The 17,875-nt window shown below is 51.1% G+C and carries 13 protein-coding genes; 4 read left to right on the top strand and 9 right to left on the bottom strand.

What is annotated here, in order from left to right; all coding sequences use genetic code 11:
• Window positions 1-83: 83 nt before the first annotated feature.
• Window positions 84-896 (top strand): PepSY domain-containing protein, encoded by an 813-nt coding sequence (locus BM040_RS17140; protein ID WP_092104095.1) that lies wholly within the window; start codon window positions 84-86, stop codon window positions 894-896.
• Between the two features lie 204 nt (window positions 897-1,100).
• Here the strand turns inward: BM040_RS17140 and BM040_RS17135 are convergent, their stop codons facing one another.
• The 5 genes from BM040_RS17135 to BM040_RS17110 all read right to left on the bottom strand — a co-directional run bounded on the left by BM040_RS17135 (window position 1,101) and on the right by BM040_RS17110 (window position 7,265).
• A complete protein-coding gene (locus tag BM040_RS17135; RefSeq protein WP_092104093.1) occupies window positions 1,101-1,370 on the bottom strand; it encodes a hypothetical protein in 270 nt (89 codons plus the stop codon).
• 83 nt (window positions 1,371-1,453) lie between these two features.
• Window positions 1,454-1,936 (bottom strand): hypothetical protein, encoded by a 483-nt coding sequence (locus BM040_RS17130; protein WP_092104091.1) that lies wholly within the window; start codon window positions 1,934-1,936, stop codon window positions 1,454-1,456.
• An 85-nt stretch (window positions 1,937-2,021) separates the two neighbouring features.
• Window positions 2,022-4,106, bottom strand: coding sequence for a copper-translocating P-type ATPase (locus tag BM040_RS17125; RefSeq protein ID WP_092104089.1), 2,085 nt, complete (start codon window positions 4,104-4,106; stop codon window positions 2,022-2,024).
• Between the two features lie 399 nt (window positions 4,107-4,505).
• Window positions 4,506-5,693, bottom strand: coding sequence for an Lcl C-terminal domain-containing protein (locus BM040_RS17120; RefSeq protein WP_092104086.1), 1,188 nt, complete (start codon window positions 5,691-5,693; stop codon window positions 4,506-4,508).
• Window positions 5,694-6,005: 312 nt separating this feature from the next.
• Window positions 6,006-7,265: a PQQ-dependent sugar dehydrogenase gene (locus tag BM040_RS17110; protein ID WP_092104327.1), complete on the bottom strand. Its 1,260-nt coding sequence runs from the start codon at window positions 7,263-7,265 to the stop codon at window positions 6,006-6,008.
• Between the two features lie 253 nt (window positions 7,266-7,518).
• On the opposite strand from BM040_RS17110, the gene BM040_RS17105 reads away from it, so the two are divergent.
• Window positions 7,519-8,415 carry a cyanophycinase gene (locus BM040_RS17105; protein ID WP_092104082.1) on the top strand — a complete coding sequence of 299 codons (897 nt, stop codon included), beginning with the start codon at window positions 7,519-7,521 and terminating at the stop codon, window positions 8,413-8,415.
• Between the two features lie 176 nt (window positions 8,416-8,591).
• On the opposite strand, the gene BM040_RS17100 is transcribed toward BM040_RS17105, so the two are convergent.
• On the bottom strand, window positions 8,592-10,472 hold the full coding sequence (locus tag BM040_RS17100; RefSeq protein WP_092104080.1) for a gamma-glutamyltransferase family protein: 1,881 nt from the start codon (window positions 10,470-10,472) through the stop codon (window positions 8,592-8,594).
• Between the two features lie 290 nt (window positions 10,473-10,762).
• Here BM040_RS17100 and BM040_RS17095 point away from each other — a divergent pair, with 290 nt between their 5' ends.
• Window positions 10,763-12,466, top strand: a complete 1,704-nt coding sequence (locus BM040_RS17095) for a DUF4091 domain-containing protein (RefSeq protein ID WP_092104078.1) — start codon at window positions 10,763-10,765, stop codon at window positions 12,464-12,466.
• A gap of 61 nt (window positions 12,467-12,527) precedes the next feature.
• On the opposite strand, the gene BM040_RS17090 is transcribed toward BM040_RS17095, so the two are convergent.
• Window positions 12,528-13,781 (bottom strand): amidohydrolase family protein, encoded by a 1,254-nt coding sequence (locus tag BM040_RS17090; RefSeq protein ID WP_092104076.1) that lies wholly within the window; start codon window positions 13,779-13,781, stop codon window positions 12,528-12,530.
• 422 nt (window positions 13,782-14,203) lie between these two features.
• Between BM040_RS17090 and chrA the strand changes: the two genes are divergently transcribed.
• Complete coding sequence (gene chrA, locus BM040_RS17085; protein ID WP_092104074.1) at window positions 14,204-15,382, top strand: chromate efflux transporter; 1,179 nt, start codon at window positions 14,204-14,206, stop codon at window positions 15,380-15,382.
• A gap of 12 nt (window positions 15,383-15,394) precedes the next feature.
• Here chrA and BM040_RS17080 read toward each other — a convergent pair whose 3' ends face one another.
• Together BM040_RS17080 and BM040_RS17075 are read right to left on the bottom strand one after the other, a co-directional pair.
• Entirely contained in the window at window positions 15,395-16,381 is a 987-nt protein-coding gene (locus BM040_RS17080; protein WP_092104072.1) for a DUF1259 domain-containing protein, read from the bottom strand.
• 614 nt (window positions 16,382-16,995) lie between these two features.
• Window positions 16,996-17,874, bottom strand: coding sequence for an extracellular catalytic domain type 1 short-chain-length polyhydroxyalkanoate depolymerase (locus BM040_RS17075; protein ID WP_092104325.1), 879 nt, complete (start codon window positions 17,872-17,874; stop codon window positions 16,996-16,998).
• Window position 17,875: the final 1 nt, after the last annotated feature.

Here is a 17,875-nt window from a genome sequence, read left to right as displayed (position 1 = left end):
TCTGAAAGGCTGTAGAGAAAGTATGGTTTATACTTTTTGGGGAGAGATGCCATCCTTTGTGGTATTTGCTTATATTTAGATGTATGAAGCTCAAAAGCAACCACTACTATATCCGCAAATCGCACCGCTTCCTGGGCCTTTTGCTGGGCGTGCAATTCTTTTTGTGGACCCTCGGTGGGCTATACTTTAGCTGGAACGACTTGGACAAGGTGCACGGAGACCACCTGCGGGCGGAGCGGGGGCACTTTCCGGCCAGTCTGAGCCTGGTGTCGCCGCAGGTGGTGCTGGACAAGCTCAAAGCAAGCGGTGGCCTGGACTCGGTGCAGTCAGTGCAGCTGGTGGAGATAGCCGGAGTGCCCGCTTACCAAGTGCGTTATTTTTCCGGGGCTGTAGTCCACGCGGGGCAGGAGGCAAGTGGACACGGCAGCGGCCATACTTCCGCCAGCCTGAAGGTGCAGCTGGCGAATGCCGAAAGCGGGGAATTCCTGCAACCCCTCACCAAAGAAGAAGCCATCTTGGTTGCCAAGGGGCATGTGACAACTCCGCAGCAGGTGGAAGGGGTGGAGTACCTGACCGAAGCAGGAGGCCACCACGAATACCGGGGCAAGCCGCTGCCGGCCTGGGCCGTTACCTTCAGCCAGCCGGGTAACTGCACAGTATATGTCTCTGCAGAACTGGGCACCTTTCAGGCCATCCGGCATAACCAGTGGCGCGTGTTTGACTTCCTCTGGATGCTGCACACCATGGACTATGCGGGTCGCGACAACTTCGGCAATGTGCTGCTGAAGGTGTTCTCCATTTTTGGTCTGTTTACCGTGATCTCCGGTTTCGTTTTATACTTTGTCTCGTCGCCATCAGTGCGAAAAGTGAAAAAGGGAACGCTGAAAGCTAACTGATTTTCTAATCTCGGGTAGGGCAGAGGAGCAATCGGGAGGTTGCTATCCCTCTCTTCTTCGGATGTCCTTTTTGACGTTCCGGATCATCTTGCCGAAAGCTTTGTCTTTCATCGTGCGCTCTGCCACCGTATTTTTCAAGCGAATCATTATAGCCTAGGTCTTAAGGTATCTTGGTGGTAGTATTTTGACGCGGACTGGCTGCATTCAAAGCATCACTTCCAGTTCATACTTCTTCCGTTCGTTATCCTGTTCCATCTCCACCTCATACCGTAAATGCGTGCCTGCCGGAAATTCCTCATGGTCTATGTATGGCGACCTTGCCTGCTCTGTCAACACATCCCATGAACCATTATTTGCGCTGCGGCTCACTTTCACATCTCCGAGGCAGTCTTTATGGAATACTATTTTACGCCCCTGTTCCATAAGCTCCACAGCAGGTAACCTATCAGGATGCTCTGTACTTACATCTGTCATGTTAAAAGAGTAGTTTTAGTTAAAGAAGCGCCCCAAAGCTTATTGTCGCAGCGGAGGCGCTTTTTAAAGGAGTAACGAGAATGTTATTTGGTGGTTTGGCTCATATTCTTCATCACCTGCTGGTAGCAGCTCTCGCCCATCATTCCTTTTTGGCGCATTTGGTGCATCATGCCCTGCATCATCTGGCGGTGCTGCGTCATCATTTGCGCCATCTGGTTGCAGTTGGCCGAGTCTTCGGCACAGGCAGCTATCATTTGCTGCATCAACGTGCGCATGTTTTCCCGGCTCATGCCACCCATCCTGGCGGTGTCGCTCATCATCATGGTGGTGTCTCCCATCATAGGTCCCCGGCCCATCTGGCCACCTCCCATCATCATACCGCCCTGTGGATGTGCGCGCATCGCCTGCATCATCTCCTGGCGCATCTCAGGGTTATCCATAATGGTGGCGTATACTTCCTTGCGTTGCGATTCAGACTCCATGACGGCCTGCACGCTTGCCTGCTGCTGGCAACCACTTGCTGCAAGCACAAACAGGAAGATGACAGATACTATTAAGTTTTTCATAGCTGTAAGTTGTTGGCTGGTACATGCTCTTTTTTACGGGTGCCGGAAAGTATAGTGCCTTTCTTTCCTCAAAGTATAGCCAGCTTTACTTTATCTCCCTTCGCAGCAATTGCGCGTTGATAGCCACGATGACGGTGCTCAGGCTCATGAGCGCGGCGCCCACAGCCGGCGACACCATGATGCCTTGGTTGTAGAGCACGCCTGCGGCCAGCGGTAGCGCGATGACGTTGTAACCGGTAGCCCAGATCAGGTTCTGAATCATTTTGCGGTAGGTGGCCTTGCCGAAAAGTATAAGCGAGGCGATGTCCTGCGGGTTGCTGTTCACCAGGATGATGTCGGCGGTTTCGGCGGCCACGTCGGTGCCCGAGCCCACGGCGATGCCCACATCGGCCTGGGCCAGGGCAGGGGCGTCGTTCACGCCGTCACCGGTCATAGCCACGAACTCCCCTTTGGCCTGCAGTTCCTTCACCTTCTCCTGCTTTTGGTGCGGCAGCACGTTGGCCAGAAAGCCGTCCATCTGCAGCTGGTCGCTCACGCTTTTGGCTACGCGCTCGTTGTCGCCGGTGAGCAGCAGGTTCTTGATACCGTTTTCCTGCAGTACCCGTATCGCCCTGGCCGACTCCTCCCGAATCTGGTCGCGCATGGCGATGTAGCCTACCGGCTGATCCGCCACCAGCACATATACGACTGTCTCCACGCCTTCCTCTGCCTGGCTGGCGGGCACAGGGATGTTGAACTCGCGGATGTAGTTCGGCCCCACCACCTTCACGTCCATTCCTTCCACCATGCCTTCCAAACCTTTGCCCGGCAGGTAGGTGAAAGCCTGCGAAGCCGGAACATTTATACTTTCTTCCTTTGCCCGGCGAAGTATACTTTGCGCGATGAAGTGCTCCGAGTTCTGCTCCACGGCGGCGGCCAGGCGCAGCATTTCCCGCTCATCCATGGCCTTGTCAAAAACCACGAGGGAGGCAATTTCATGGGAGCCCTGGGTCAGTGTGCCAGTCTTGTCGAAGATGACGGTGGTGATTTTGCGGGAGTTCTCGAAGGCGGTGCGGTTGCGGATGAGCAGGCCGTTGTTGGCCGACACGGCCGTGGAGATGGCCACCACCAGCGGCACGGCCAGCCCCAGCGCGTGCGGGCAGGAAATCACCATTACCGTCACCATTCGCTCCAGCGCAAAGGCCAGGTCCTGCCCAAGTATGAGCCACACGGCAAAAGTACCAAAGCCGGCGGTCAGCGCCACGTAGGTCAGCCATTTGGCCGCCCTGTCGGCCAGGCGCTGTGTTTCGGACTTGGTTTTCTGCGCTTCCTGCACCAGGTTAATCACCTTGTTCAGGTAGCTTTCCTTGCCCGTGAATTCCACCCGCACCCGCAGCGCCCCGTTGCCGTTGATAGAGCCGCCAATCACTTTTTCACCTATGGTTTTTTTCACTGGCTTGCTCTCGCCGGTCAGCATGCTCTCGTTCAGGTGACTCTCACCGTCTTCCACCACGCCGTCAGCCGGCACTTTTTCGCCCGGCTTTATAAGTATCAGGTCACCTTTCTGCAGCTCCTCGATGCGTACTTTTACTGTCTCCCTATTGCGGAGGAGCATGGCCTCGGCGGGCATCATACTTACCAGCAGCTCCAGCGCCTTCGAGGCGCCCAGTACCGACTTCATCTCAATCCAGTGGCCCAGCAGCATGATCACGATCAGCGTGGCCAGCTCCCAGAAAAAGTCCATGCCCTCCAGTCCGAACACGATAGCCGTGCTGTAGAGGTAGGCCACCGTTATCGCCACTCCAATCAGCGTCATCATGCCGGGAGCACCCTTTTTCACCTCTTCGGCCAAGCCGGTCAGGAAAGGCCAGCCGCCATAGAAATAGATGACAGAGGAAAGTATAAAGGCGATGTACATGCTGTAGGGAACATCCAGCGCGAAGCCCAGGATGTGCTGCACCATCGGGCTGAAGATGACGACGGGCACCGACAGCACCAGCGACACCCAGAAGCGCTTTTTAAAATCCTCAATCATCATGCGGTGGTGGTCGTGGCCATGCCCGCCGTGCGGCGGGTGACCCGAGGTATCTCCATGCATAGCGTGCTCGTGGCCATGCAGCGCCTGCTCCTCCAGCCGTTCGGTTGCCTGGCCCTTCTTGTTTTGAGGACGGTGGTGATGTTCGTGGTTCATAGTATTAATGATTTGGCTCCCTATGGTGTAACAGATCCAGTTATTAATTCAGTGCAGCTAAACTTACAAAATTGTTTAGGGTTAATGTACTCGAAACAAACTACAAACAGACCTTATACATCCTGTGGAGTCGAACGGGCCGTGTTATATTTTCTGTCTTTACCTGATACTTGTTTCTTTAGGGGCAAGATTCCGGGAAGTTGCAGCAGTACTGGTTTCCGTATAGAAGGGAACAAAGTACAAACGCCACGCAAATTGAGGTTGCGTGGCGTTTGTACTTTGTCATAAGTCAATAATTTAGTTAGTATTATCTAACTTATAGGAAATAATAAGAGGTGGAGTAACTTTTTGCAAGTACTTTAATTTATCTTTGTTGTTAAGATTTTGATTAAAAGAGGATTAATCATGTACAGGTAGGAACCTGAACTTCCCCCCATAGAATGCACTTATGTGACCATCTCTAAAATCAATGGTTTTATAGTTGTCATATATAACTCCCTGCCAGCTGCCTTTATGAGAAAAGGTTGAAGACCAGTAATTCTCTGCCGTACTATTCGAAATCAAAGCATCTTTATAAGGATAGATCTGGGATAATTCTTCTATCGTTGCTAATCTCCAGTCTTTGTATTCACCAACTTCAAGAGCCTCGCAAAACTTGATAGCATCCTTTAATTCCAACTTTTCTGAAGGAGCAGTTACAAGCCATATCAGTTGAGTGTTAGGATCTTTAATAATCTTGTCCTGAGGTATGAACATCAGTGCTTTAGAGAATTTCTCAAAGGGGGGAATACTGTACTCAATACCCAAGCTTCTATATCTGTTTTCCAGGTTTTCTCTGATTTTTAACAAATTCAGATCGGCAACATTAAGTTTGAGATTTGTTAAAATCTGTTGATCATTTAAAACACCGTCCTCTTTAATATCTATTGATATTTTAGAAAGTAGCTCAGAGAGCTGTGCTTCTGTATTATTAGCCTGTAGAATAGCTGATACGGCTAGAAGCTTAGCATTGTCTTCATTAGCCATGTGAATATCCAAGCTTTCAAAAGGTATAGTCGCAGGTTCAAGATTAAAGATTGCCAAAACCTCTTTCTCTGCTTCTAGTTTAGCATTTTGATAACTGTATTGCCCTGAGTTGATAAGGTAAAGTATTCTATCATGTGCTAAAGAGGTAAGTACATTGATATTTGTATTATTCTCCTCAGCGAGGGGAATGATTGACTTTAGATTCAATGTTGAATTCGAAAGTTTTCCTGTTATCTCATTGAAATAATATCCACTTGCAGAAATTTGTGCATAAGGGGTATTAAACTTACCACTTACCTGGAAGTGCCCGAAATCATTATCAATTTCAGTTGTATAACTCCTGCCGGTTTGTTTAAAGGTATTATCTACTTCATATATTGTTACCCTAGTGCCAGTGATGAATGGCCCCTTCTCCATATAGCCTCTTAAGCTAACTTCCCGGTCAATTTCTTTTTTCGGGATATCAATTGAAACATCATCTTTTTTGCAACCAGCGATTAAAGCACCAGAAATAATAAAGAGAATAATAACACCAATTTTGCTTTTTAAGTAAGTCTTCATTTTGCGTTTAAAGTGTGTGAAGTGTATTTCTGTGGATAAATTAATATCTTGTTATATAGGTCCTTAAGTAAGGCAGCTGCTATAGGAAGCACAGTATATCTGAACAAATATATTAAGATTATGTTATATAAGTCTTGCTTGAAAAGAACCTGCAACATATTTCCTGGGAAAACTTCGCCTGGCTTTGCCCATTGAACAAGCATAGTTAAATAATCACAAATCATTCAAGCGCGATAAAATAAAAAGGACAGGCTACAGGGCCTGTCCTTTTTTGTGCAAATACATTTTTTCTGTAGCTGGAAGTTAATGTAACTAACGCTGCGGCGTTATTTTCCAGAGCTCGCCGTTTTCCTGGTCAGTTACCACGTATAGTGCTCCATCCGGCCCCTGCTTCACATCACGAATACGTTGGCCCCGGTCCGCAAGCAGGTGTTCTTCGCCTGTGACACGGCCATTCTCTATCACCAGGCGAACCAGTCGCGTCTCTTTCATGCCACCCACAAAAAGGTTTCCGCGCCATTCCGGGAAAGCATCGCCACTGTAGAACTGCGCGCCAGAGGGGGCTATCACAGGATCCCAATAATAGACAGGATCCACAAAGCCTTCACGTGTTGTCACGGCATTTGGTACAGGGCTGCCCGAATACTCGGTGCCAAAAGTGACGAGCGGCCAGCCGTAATTTTTGCCTTTCTCGATCAGGTTCAGCTCGTCGCCGCCTTTAGGCCCCATCTCTACGACCCACAACCAGCCTTCCCCATCCACCGCAGCAGCCTGCACATTGCGGTGGCCTACGGTCCAGATTTCCGGCAAGGCACCCTTTTGGCCTACAAAAGGATTGTCATTCGGCGCCTTACCATCCGGTGTGATGCGCACTATCTTGCCCATGTGGCTATCCATATGCTGGGCCTGTGGCCGTATCTTCAGGTCCGAACGCTCGCCAAGCGTTACCAGCAGCATTCCTTCCTTGTCGAAACTGATGCGTGAGCCATAGTGCATGGTGCCGTCGTAGGTTGGCATCGCCTGGAAAATCACCCGTACCTGATCCAGCCGGCTCTGGTCCTGTGAGAGCACACCGCGGGCTACGCTGGTGGCGTTCCCGCCTTTGCGTGGTTCGGTAAAGCTCCAGTAAATGGTGCGGTCTGAGGCAAAGTTCGGGCTGAGGGCTACATCCAGCAAACCTCCTTGGCCCCGCGCGTCAACTTTGGGCACCCCGGTGATGGGCTTGCCGACCTGGCCGCTGGCCGAGACAATGCGCAACCGGCCGGGCTTCTCCGTTACGAGCAAATCCCCGTTAGGAAGCGGCTCCACCGCCCAGGGCTTGGCAAGCCCTTTGGTTAGCACCTGCACATTGAGGTTTACATCTGACTTGACAGCACAGGCGCGGGTCTGTTCGGGGAAAGTTGGCTTCTGACTCGGGTCACTGGGCTGGCGTGTTTCCAGGGGCTGGCAGTCGCTTTGGTCTGCCTGGGGCGGCGTGCCGGCTTCCTGGCTGGTAGTGCGCTCTTCGCCGCAGCCGGCAGCGACTATGGCAAGCAGCGCAACCGGGATAAATGATTTTTTGGATAGGCTCATGGTGTTGTTTTCTTGATAAGTAAGCTTCGTATCAGCTAGATTTGATTTTACTGCTTTGCCCTGTACAAAGTTTAAGAACACCAGGTAGCAGTACCATTTGCTTTGAAGCGGTATTTTAAATTGATACAATCATAAGGAACCTTGCGCTGCCCCATACTATGTTTCCTTCGCAGGGTATACTACTAACTTGTATGGCTACGGGTAGTATAAGTATGAACATGTTGACAGGAACATTAATCTAGAAGTATAAAGTATGGCCGCACAACAAAAATCCCTTAAAAAGAAGGCGCAGCACTTGGGCATATCCATTCCGAAAGGTATACTGCTGGCCATAGGTGGCAAAGAAAGCAAGAGCGAGGAGGAACGCCCGGAATCGCAGGAGGAGAACAATAGCTTTATTAGCGAGCAAATTCTTAAGCGCTTTGTAAAAGAGCTAAAAGGAAGCAGCCCACTGGTATTGGTGATACCGGCGGCCTCCAGCGATCCTGAACCGATAGCGCAGGACTATATAAAGCTGTTCAGGAGCCTGGGGGCTGAAAATGTACAGGTAGTGGATATCAGAACCCGCGAAGATGCCAAAGACCCGGAGAAGCTAAAAATGGTAGATAAAGCTGCCGGTATCATGTTCACAGGAGGCGACCAGCTCCGGCTTACCTCCATACTTGGCGGCAGCCCTTTTCTGGAGCGTATCAAAGAGCGGTATATGAAAGAGAAACTGGTGGTAGCCGGCACCAGTGCGGGGGCCTCGGCCATGTCCACCAATATGATTTACAAAGGCGAGGCGCAGGGAGGTATGCTGAAGGACGAAATGAGCTCCACCGCCGGGCTGGACCTGCTGAAGAACGTGGCCATTGATACCCACTTCATCGACCGCGGCCGCATTATTCGGATGGCGCAGGCAGTGGCGCAGAACCCCGGCTGCATCGGCATTGGCTTGGAGGAAGACACGGCTATACTTGTGAAAAATGGCGTGGAAGTGGAAGTCGTCGGCAGTGGGCTGGTCACCATTCTGGATGGCATGGACATCAGCAGCACCGATATTTATGAGATAGCCTCAGGCGACCCGTTTACGATTTATGACCTGAAAATGCACCTGCTGGGAAACGGAAAAACCTACACCATACCGGCTTTTAACAAAGATTTAACTTAGGTTAGGCATTTAGTGTAGTAGGTGTAGGAAGGAATAAAGTATAATACAGCAGCACTTTAGGTAGGCCCTACACAGGCTTCTGAGGTGCTGCTGTTTTATCTATATAATATCTAATCGCTACCAGTTTATACTTCAATTGCCACTTATACTTTCCCTATAGCAACCATAAGCTATACTTACCAGCCGATGCCGTAATCCTCGCCGTGGTTGCTGGAGCCGCCCCAGAGGCTGTTGTGCTTCCAATCAAAATAAATCGCGTTTATCGGGCCGCTGGTGCGGTCGTCGAAATCCAAAGTATAACCCATTTGCTTCAGCTGCTCGCGCACTTCCTCCGGTGTGCTATCGTGGAGCAGGATATGGCCCGGCTTGGGTTGTCGATCTTCGGTTTTGGTGCCGCCAAGCGAGAGCCAGAGCTGGTTGGTGTTGAAGTTGGCTGCCTCGGCGGCTTGCTGCACGTTCATGCTAAACTCCACCACATTTAAAAAGAACTGCAGCAGGTTCTGCTCCTGCGTGTCGCCACCCTGCACGGCAAAGGACAAGTATGGCTTGCCCTCTTTCAGGGCCATGGATGGGGTTAGCGTCACTCTAGGGCGTTTGCCTGGCGCTACTACGTTAAAGGGGTTCAGCTGCTCATCCAGCACAAAGCTTTGCATCCGCTGGCTCATGCCGATGCCTGTGTTGCCGGCAATGCAGGCGGGCAGCCATCCGCCACTTGGCGTAATCGACACCACCCAGCCTTCTTTATCTGCCGCCTCAATCGTGGTGGTGCCGCGCCATAACCTGTCCTGATACTCCACCATCGAGGAGCCGTTGCGCAGGTCGTGCGTCGGGGCGAAGTTGCGGCGGATGGTATCAAACTCAAAGCCTCTATCTTTCAGCAGTTTTAAGTATGGGTTTTTCTTTCCCTCAAAAGGGTAGGGGTCGCCGGGGCCTATTTTGGCGTCGTTTCTCTCATACTGAATCAGGGCAGCGCGTTGCCTGGCGTAGTCCTTGCTCAGTAGTCCTTTCATGGGCTCCTGCGGTGCAACGTAGGGGTCGCCGTAATAGAAGTCGCGGTCGGCAAAGGCCAGGCTCATACTTTGATAAACTGTGTGGATGTACCTGGAGCTGTTGTAGCCCATACTTTTGAGGTCGAAGTTTTCGAGGATGTTGAGCGCCTGCAGCAGGCTGGGGCCCTGCGTCCACTGCTGCAGTTTGTACACGTCGATGCCCTTATAATTTACCACCAGCGGCTCTTCCTCCAGGGGCTTCCAGTTGGCCAGGTCCTTCATCGTGATTAAACCGCCCTGTTCTTTGCTGCCGCGCACAAATTCTTTGGCAATATCACCTTTGTAGAAACGGTCGTAAGCCGCCATGATGGCCTCTTTGCGGCTTTTACCTTTTTTTAGTGCTTGTCGTTCCGCCTCTACCAGTTTGGTGAGGGTCTGGAGCAGGTCTTGCTGCACAAAGATATCACCGGCCACAGGAGCTTCCCTCTCTTCACCCAGGTGCGTGAGGAACACTTTCTTGCTGTACGGCCACTGCTTTATCCTCTCTTTCCCGCGCTCGATGCTGTTGGCTGTCTGGGCCTCGATGGGGTAGCCGGCGGCCAGTTCTATGGCCGGGGCCAATACTTCCTCCAGGCTCAGGGTGCCGTAGTTGGCCAGCATGTGCATCAGTCCGCCCGGGGTGCCGGGTGTGGTGGCCGCCAGCGGGCCATACTCTGGCGGGAAATTGTAGCCTTTGCTTTTGAAGAACTCCGGCGTGGCGCCGGTCGGGGCTACGCCCATGGCGTTGATGGCGATGACCTTTTTGGTTTTGGGGTTGTAGAGGAGCGCCTGCGTTTCGCCGCCCCAGCTCAGCACATCCCACATGGTGCAGGTTGCCGCCAGCATGGCACAGGCAGCATCCACCGCGTTCCCGCCTTTCTGAAAGGTCATGGCACCGGCAGTAGCAGCCAGTGGTTTTCCGGTAATGGCCATCCAGTTTTTGCCGTGCAGCACGGGCTTTTGGGTTTGCTGGGCCTGGGCTGCAAGTATGGCGCCAAGCAGCAAGTATAAGGTCAGGAGTTTTCGCATATAAAAGTATAGGGCTTATCCTTCTAAAGGTAAGTATAATTAGCTTTTTATACTTTGTGGTGCCGCATAAATTTCAGGAGACAGGACAGCAGCCGGGTAATGTGGCGGGGATTCTCTCACAGTTGATTAAATAATGATACGGTGGTGCAAGTATAATTTATACTTGCGTTTACGATAACATTGCTTATTTTCACACTTTATTCCTCCTGAACAATGCATCAGGATTAATGAAAGAATGGCCGAGACAGCCTCTCCCTTTACAGCGCTTTTAACCATATTCTCCCTTGTACATGAGAAATTCTAACCCCCTCTTTTTTATGCTATTCCTGGCGCTCTCGGTAGCACACCAGCTATCGGCGCAGCAGCAACCCGACGCCTGGACCTCCCTGAAAAAGCCCGTTAGCGTAAGCTTTGCGGACAGCGACACCCGCTACGTGCAGGATCAGGTACCCACGCTCACGCAACAAAACACCTGGGAGGCAACGGCCTGGAAAGGGGAGAAGGTGCACACCCAATTGTTGGTTTGGGCGCGCCGCGAGGTGCCGCAGGTCCGGGTGAGCGTGTCGGACCTGAAGGATGGAAAAGGCAACCGGATTGCCTCGGATAAGATTACCACCGGCTTTTTGCGCTATGTAATAACCGATGAGTTTGGCGGTGGCTGCGGCTTCCGGAAACCGGCAGATTTCGACTCCTCGCTGGTAGCAGACGCTATCGACACGGTGGCAGCGACAGCTGTGGCTGCAAACACCGTGCAGCCTGTCTGGCTAAGTATAGCTGTGCCCCAGCAGGCGGCGGCTGGCACCTACAAGGGCGTGGTGACTGTGAAGGCCGACAAGACCTACAAGCTGCGCGTAACGGTAAACGTGCAGGAGCGGGAGTTGCCGGCGCCAAGCGAGTGGGCCTTTGACCTGGACCTGTGGCAACACCCTGCTGCCATTGCCCGGGTGCACAATGTGCCACTCTGGAGCCAGGAGCACTATGATTTGATGAGGCCCTATTATACTATGCTGGCCAACGCCGGCCAGAAGACCATCACCACCAGTATTATCCATGAGCCCTGGGACCACCAGACCTACGACGATTTCCCAAGCCTGATAAAGTGGATAAAGCGCAAAGACGGCTCCTGGACCTACGATTACAGCCTCTTTGACGAGTATGTTTCCTTTGTGATGTCCACCGGCATTAAGGGGCGGATTAACTGCTTCTCCATGGTGCCCTGGAAAATGTCTTTTGTATACTTTGACGAGGCTACCGGAACGGACGAGGTGTTTACCGCCAAGGCCGGCACCCCTGCTTACAATGCCTTTTGGGGCAGCATGCTGCAGGACTTTGCCCGTCACCTGAAAGATAAGGGCTGGTTCTCCATCACGGCCATCGCCATGGACGAGCGCCCATTGGCCGATATGCAGGCCGTTATCAGCCTGTTGAAAGAGACCGATCCTGCTTGGAAGGTAGCCCTGGCTGGGGATTATCATCCGGAAATTGAGCAGGATATTTTCGATTACTGCATTGCCTCCAGGTGGAAGTTTGATGACCAGGTGCTGGCGCAACGGCTGGCCAGCGGCAAGCCCAGCACGTTTTATACTTGCTGCACCGAACCTTACCCGAATGGCTTCACCTTTTCGCCACCGGCAGAGCATACCTGGATAGGATGGTACACAGCGGCACAGGGCTTTACCGGTTATCTGCGCTGGGCCTACAACAGCTGGGTACAGAACCCGCTGCAGGACAGCCGTTTCAGAGCCTGGCCGGCGGGTGACACCTACCAGGTTTATCCCGGCCCGCTGACTTCCATCCGTTTCGAGAAGCTGGTGGAGGGCATTCAGGATTTCGAGAAAGTGCGCCTGCTTCGCGAGGAATTTACCCGCACAGGCAACAAGGCCAAACTCGCGGAACTTGATAAAATTCTGGCTGCTTTTGAGCTGGAAAAATTAAAGTCCACGCCTGCTGCCCAGATGGTTGACAAAGCTAAAAGTGCGCTGAACAGCTTGTAAAGTATAAAATCTATACTTTACAAGCTATGGAATGAGCTGGTGGTTGGGTTCTCAAAGCGTTTCAAGACTGCTGTAAGAACTCAATTTCCAGCTCATTTTTGCGTGGCTCGCGCTTAAACAGGTATTCCCCGTTCCGGACGGAGGCAAGTACTTCGGCGCGTTCCCGAATAGCTTCGTAGGCATCCTGTGCATCCAGTACGATAAAGTTGGCCGGTTTTCCCGCTTCAATGCCATACGAATTACTTACCCTCATGATGTGGGCGCCGTGGTAGGTAATCAGGTCAAACGCCTTGTTAATTTCATCGATGTGAGTGTAATGGGCCAGGTGAATGCCATTGTCCAGTATGTTCATCATGTTTCCGTTCCCCAACGGGTACCAGTAATCGGCGATGGAGTCTTGGGCAAACGCGACGTGATTTCCGTTTTCCAGCAGCTCTTTTACCCTGGTGAGGCCACGACGTTTCGGGTAAGTATCCCCACGGCCCTGCAAATGCGCGTTTTCAGTCGGGCAGGAAATAAAGTTGATCTGCGACTCCCTGAACAAGCCCAGCATCTTATTAGCATAGCTGTTCTCTACCGAGCCAAAGCTGCAGGTGTGGCTCGCTGTGGTATAGGGGCCATAGTCCTTTTCCAGCACCAGCGCATTCAGCACCTCCAGGAAGCGGCTGTTGGGGTCATCATTTTCATCGCAGTGGATGTCAATCATGACGTTATACTTGATGGCCATATCCACAATTCGCCTCAACGATTCCACGCCATGCTCATAAGATATTTCAAAGTGAGGGATTCCGCCGGCCACATCGGCCCCCATTTCGAGTGCCTTTTCCATGAGCTGTTCTGCCCCTTTGTACCGGAAAAAACCTTCCTGGGGGAACGCCACCAGTTGCAGTGTCACAATGTCTTTTAATTCCTCCCGCAGCTTGATTAGGGCCTTCATCCCCGTCAGGTTAGGGTCGGTGATGTCCACATGCGTGCGGATAAACTGAACCCCATGGCTCAGCTCTTTTTGAATTCCCTTGATCGCCCGCTCCCGCACGATTTCCTCCGTCAAAGACTTCTTGTTTTCACTCCACCGCCGGATTCCCTCAAACAATGTACCCGACACGTTCGCATTCCCTTCGCCCAACCCGGAGAAGATATAATCCAGGTGTAAGTGTGGGTCAACGTAAGGAGGCAACACCAAACGGCCTTCCAAATCAACTACTTCCTCGGCGGTGCCTACATTATTCCCAATTGCCTTAAACCGACCGTTCTCCACTAGAATCTCACGGGATTCCGGGTTTCCGTAGATGGTTGCATTGATATATTTTCTCATAAATCGAATCTCCTATACTCTTTGTGTTCCTTCAACTTAATCTAACAGGAACTTGGGCTAGAAGTTATATGGCTGCCTTTCAGGGGCAGGAGGCATAGGTTTCGGGGCTTCCAACTGTTAACTACATTATGATGTGAGTGACGCGGAGCAGATGAGGCAAAGATGCCGCAGCGTTCGCAAGGTGCTTTTCAGTGTTTCTGATTAAAAGCTGGCTGATGACGTATTATAGTAAGCTGATAGTGAGGTAAGTATGGTCACTAGGCTTGGTTTACCGTGGTAAATTGCCTATGGTGTTTGCTAGCTGCCTTTGGCATACTCCTATACTCCGCTTCCTTAAGGTACATGACATTCTTGGTTGCTCACTTGTGAATTTTATCTACATGCAAGAAGTCCCGGCTATACCAGCTATTCACCAAACCAACATGCAAATATTCCTGCGCTTCCTGAAGTTCGGGTTTCTTGCCTGGGGCGGACCGGTAGCCCAGATTGCCATGCTTAAGCGGGAACTGGTAGAGGAAGAAAAGTGGATTACCCAAGAACGGTTTAACCGCTCTTTGGCGGTCTACCAGGTCTTGCCCGGACCTGAGGCACATGAACTCTGCGTCTATTTTGGCATGGTAGCCGGTGGGAGGGTAGGGGGCTTTTTGGCAGGGCTTGGCTTTATGCTACCAGGTTTTCTGCTGATGCTCCTGCTCACCTGGCTTTACGTGAGCATCGGCATCGGTTCTCCTTTAATACAAGCTGTTTTCATAGGCTTTCAGGCCGCCGTGATTGCCTTGATCTTTGCTGCTGTGCACCGCATCGGCAAACATGCCCTCTTCAACTGGAAGTTGTTTGTAATAGCGGCCGCAGCTTTCATTGCTTATGTCTGTGGCGTGGGTTTCTTTGTGGTGCTTCCCCTGGCAGGCATGGCCTACGTCTTCTGGATGAAAGGCAACATAAAACTCTTGGCACTGAGTGGCATCGTGTTGGTTGTTGCCTGCGTGCTGTTGTTCAACCCGCTCTGGGGGGAACTGCAGCAACCGGCAACCGTAACCGAAGCCAACCCCGCCGATACGGAGCAGTCGCCTGTGGCGGTCTTCTGGGCTGGTTTGAAAGCAGGCCTGTTAACCTTTGGCGGCGCTTATACCGTTATCCCTTTTATTCAGCAGGATGCCGTCATGCAGCAAGGATGGCTCACGAACAGGCAGTTCCTGGATGGCATCGCTCTGTCCGGCATACTTCCCGCACCTTTGATCATCTTTTCTACTTTTGTGGGGTATTTCGGTGCCGGCTGGCTCGGAACAGTCATCATGACCTTTGCCATCTTTCTTCCGGCTTTCTCTTTTACCTTGCTAGGGCATGGCTTGGTGGAGAAGGTGATTACCAATACGGCTTTACACAGCTTTCTGGACGGCGTGACGGCGGGGGTAATTGGGCTGATCGCGGTCACGGCCCTGCAACTGTTCAGGTCTACCATCACCGGTGGGTTTACCCTGCTGGTCTTTGCTCTGTCCATGCTGATCCTGTACCGTATTAAATCAAAGTTTACGGTCGTATTTGTCATTCTGGGAGCAGGCTTACTCGGGATAGCGTGGCGCCTGGTAGGGGGATTTAGTTAACGGAGTTATATATTAGTGCTTGCTATGACCCATTGCTTTCCCGTGCTTCCCCAGTTCATTCAGGGCTGCCCGAAAGCCTTGCGCGAGGGCAGGGGCTGGTCCCCGGCCATAGTAATGCAGAAAGATGATGTGCGGGGCATCGCCGAGCATGTGGTGGTGAACGGCCACCACCTCAAGGTTGTGCTGCCGCAGGGCTTTGATGACCGGATTTACTTCTGCCTCCAGCATGGCAATATCACCTGCAATGTGTGCTTTCTGTTGGTTTCCGGCAAAAGAGGCCCAGGAGTTTAACCCTATGGATGGCGTCATTTCGGCTCCCATCGCCATGACGGTTACACCCTCCCGCCCCACAGTGTATTTGTAGGTCGGCCCATTCACAGTCCCGGTATACTTTACAATGGCATCTAAGGCTGGCAAATCGAAATTTTCCTTGCCTGTGGCAGGTGTAGCTGTGTCAGCGGCTTCAGGCTGGTTTGCTGGAGAAAGCTTGCTTTCGCGGATGGTTGCCGCAAATTTACTGGCCAGCTCACTTGGGCCACCCATGCCGTGGAGGTGCATGTAGAAAATGCGGGGCTCTTCGTAGAAGAAATGGTTGTGAATCGCGCTCACCTCCAGGCCATTGGCGTGCGCTGCGGAAATTAGTGGGTTAACTTCCTCCTGCAGCAGCACCGTATCGCTCATGAGCATGGCTGTCTTGCCATCTACCGTTCTTTTAATAGATACCCATCCGCCAAAGCCAAAAGCGATGGGTACCGACTCTCCCTTGATTCTAACCTTCAGATCATTACGGGGAAGAGGGGTCGTATGAGTGGCCTCCGCTTCCTTGTAAGTCCCTTTCTTCCCGAGTGCTGTCTCTATAGCAGTAATCTCATCGGGAGTTAAGGGAGGCGTTTTCCCTTTGACAGGGGTTGCCAGGGAAACACGGAAGCCAAAGATCGAAGCACTTCCAAGGAGAGCTGTCGCCTGTAACGCTTGCCTGCGGGTTAGATGTTCTTTCATACTCATTATACCTCCTAAGCAAGAAAATAGATAAAGAAGAGGCTGGGTGTCAAGTAGTTGGTTTTCTGTTTTTACATAAAATGGCTGTATGGTGAAGAAGCAGCCCGAGCAAGTATGGCGGCTGCTGCAAAGTTTAACTAAAGGATCTCGAAGCCACCTCACAAATTTAAATGTCGATTAAAAATTTGAGATGATTATGCGAGCAGTATGACAAGTTGAGTTTAGGAAGTTAAAGCTGTTTAGGAAAAGACAGACCCTGTGGCTGTAGACCAGCTATACTTGTTGCTGCCTTGTTAGATAAGCAAGACGAAAAATGGGTGAGGGATGATTATAAACTTTAATCTAAATGCCTGGATAGCGACCTAAGTGCCCAAAAAAAGCCGCTCCAGTTTTAGCTGAAGCGGCTTTTAATAAAATATCGAACCCTACTAGGGGGTAGCAGCTGTTTCTGAGCCTTAGAAACGGAGAAAGAGTGAAGAGTCCCAATTATCAGCAACAAGTATTAGAACTGATACCCTATGGTAAGGGCGTGGTAAAAACCCTTCTCTGAGAGCAAATCTTCTTAACCTTATTCCTTGCAATTTATTGAAGCAAGCTGATGGCAAAGTAGCCTATCAGTGCTTCCTATTCTTTCTGAAGAAACGCCAAATGATTTCATTCATGTCTATATCTCTTGTTGTATTCCCCAACGGATAACCAATATTATAAGAAACACTGCCTGGCCAGGTATGGCCCCCGTTTTCAATAGTAACGAGCGAAACCGTCACGTTTTTATTGGTCACCTCCTGCATCATGACTGAAGTGTTATCCTTCCTATCTGAATTGAAAACCTGCTTGTTCTCTTTCTGGCCAGCTAATCCATTACGTGTGACCCAATAGCGATAGGTAGCAGGGGCCGACGCATAGGCATCGGTCTTTCCATCATATTTTACAACTTTGTCGGCCGTGCCGTGCACCTGCATCACGCTTACTTTTTTATTACTTTGATGAAAGTGCTTTACTGAATCCGGCAAGGGACCGCCAATGGAAGCAATGGCTGCGAAATCGTCCGGCATTTCAGCGGCCAGGCGATGGCAGAAGAACCCACCACGTGACAGTCCTGTCGCAAATACCGCCTTATTATCTATGCGGTACGCTTGTTTCAGGCTGTCCAGTATGGCTTTGACATAGCCTATGTCATTGGTGCCGTTTTGATAAGACATCTCAAAGCCAACGTTCCAATCCTGCTTTATACCGGATGGGTATACCACGATAAAGTGGTGTTTATCGGCAGCCTCATTCATGCGGGTATAAAGCATTTGTTCAGCCACGGTCATGCCCCCACCATGAAAATTGAAAACCAGGGGAAAGGATTGCGTTGTGTCGGATTGATAGGAAGCAGGAAGGTATACCAGGTACTTTCTCTTAACTCCTTCAAATTGAAAAGATTTTACTTGGGCGGAAACGGAGATGACAGTGGTAAGTAATACTGCCGTAATGAAAAGTTTTAGCATG

Origin of the sequence: Pontibacter chinhatensis (genome assembly GCF_900113285.1) — a bacterium.
GTDB classification, from domain to species: domain Bacteria; phylum Bacteroidota; class Bacteroidia; order Cytophagales; family Hymenobacteraceae; genus Pontibacter; species Pontibacter chinhatensis.
The sequence above is the reverse complement of the archived record's forward strand: the minus strand, read 5'-3'. Positions and strand labels throughout refer to the sequence as shown.

Coding starts and splice junctions, on each gene's coding strand:
- BM040_RS17140 (WP_092104095.1), top strand. CDS start 84: ATGAAGCTCAAAAGCAACCACTACTATATCCGCAAATCGCACCGCTTC.
- BM040_RS17135 (WP_092104093.1), bottom strand. CDS start 1,370: ATGACAGATGTAAGTACAGAGCATCCTGATAGGTTACCTGCTGTGGAG.
- BM040_RS17130 (WP_092104091.1), bottom strand. CDS start 1,936: ATGAAAAACTTAATAGTATCTGTCATCTTCCTGTTTGTGCTTGCAGCA.
- BM040_RS17125 (WP_092104089.1), bottom strand. CDS start 4,106: ATGAACCACGAACATCACCACCGTCCTCAAAACAAGAAGGGCCAGGCA.
- BM040_RS17120 (WP_092104086.1), bottom strand. CDS start 5,693: ATGAAGACTTACTTAAAAAGCAAAATTGGTGTTATTATTCTCTTTATT.
- BM040_RS17110 (WP_092104327.1), bottom strand. CDS start 7,265: ATGAGCCTATCCAAAAAATCATTTATCCCGGTTGCGCTGCTTGCCATA.
- BM040_RS17105 (WP_092104082.1), top strand. CDS start 7,519: ATGGCCGCACAACAAAAATCCCTTAAAAAGAAGGCGCAGCACTTGGGC.
- BM040_RS17100 (WP_092104080.1), bottom strand. CDS start 10,472: ATGCGAAAACTCCTGACCTTATACTTGCTGCTTGGCGCCATACTTGCA.
- BM040_RS17095 (WP_092104078.1), top strand. CDS start 10,763: ATGAGAAATTCTAACCCCCTCTTTTTTATGCTATTCCTGGCGCTCTCG.
- BM040_RS17090 (WP_092104076.1), bottom strand. CDS start 13,781: ATGAGAAAATATATCAATGCAACCATCTACGGAAACCCGGAATCCCGT.
- chrA (WP_092104074.1), top strand. CDS start 14,204: ATGCAAATATTCCTGCGCTTCCTGAAGTTCGGGTTTCTTGCCTGGGGC.
- BM040_RS17080 (WP_092104072.1), bottom strand. CDS start 16,381: ATGAAAGAACATCTAACCCGCAGGCAAGCGTTACAGGCGACAGCTCTC.
- BM040_RS17075 (WP_092104325.1), bottom strand. CDS start 17,874: ATGCTAAAACTTTTCATTACGGCAGTATTACTTACCACTGTCATCTCC.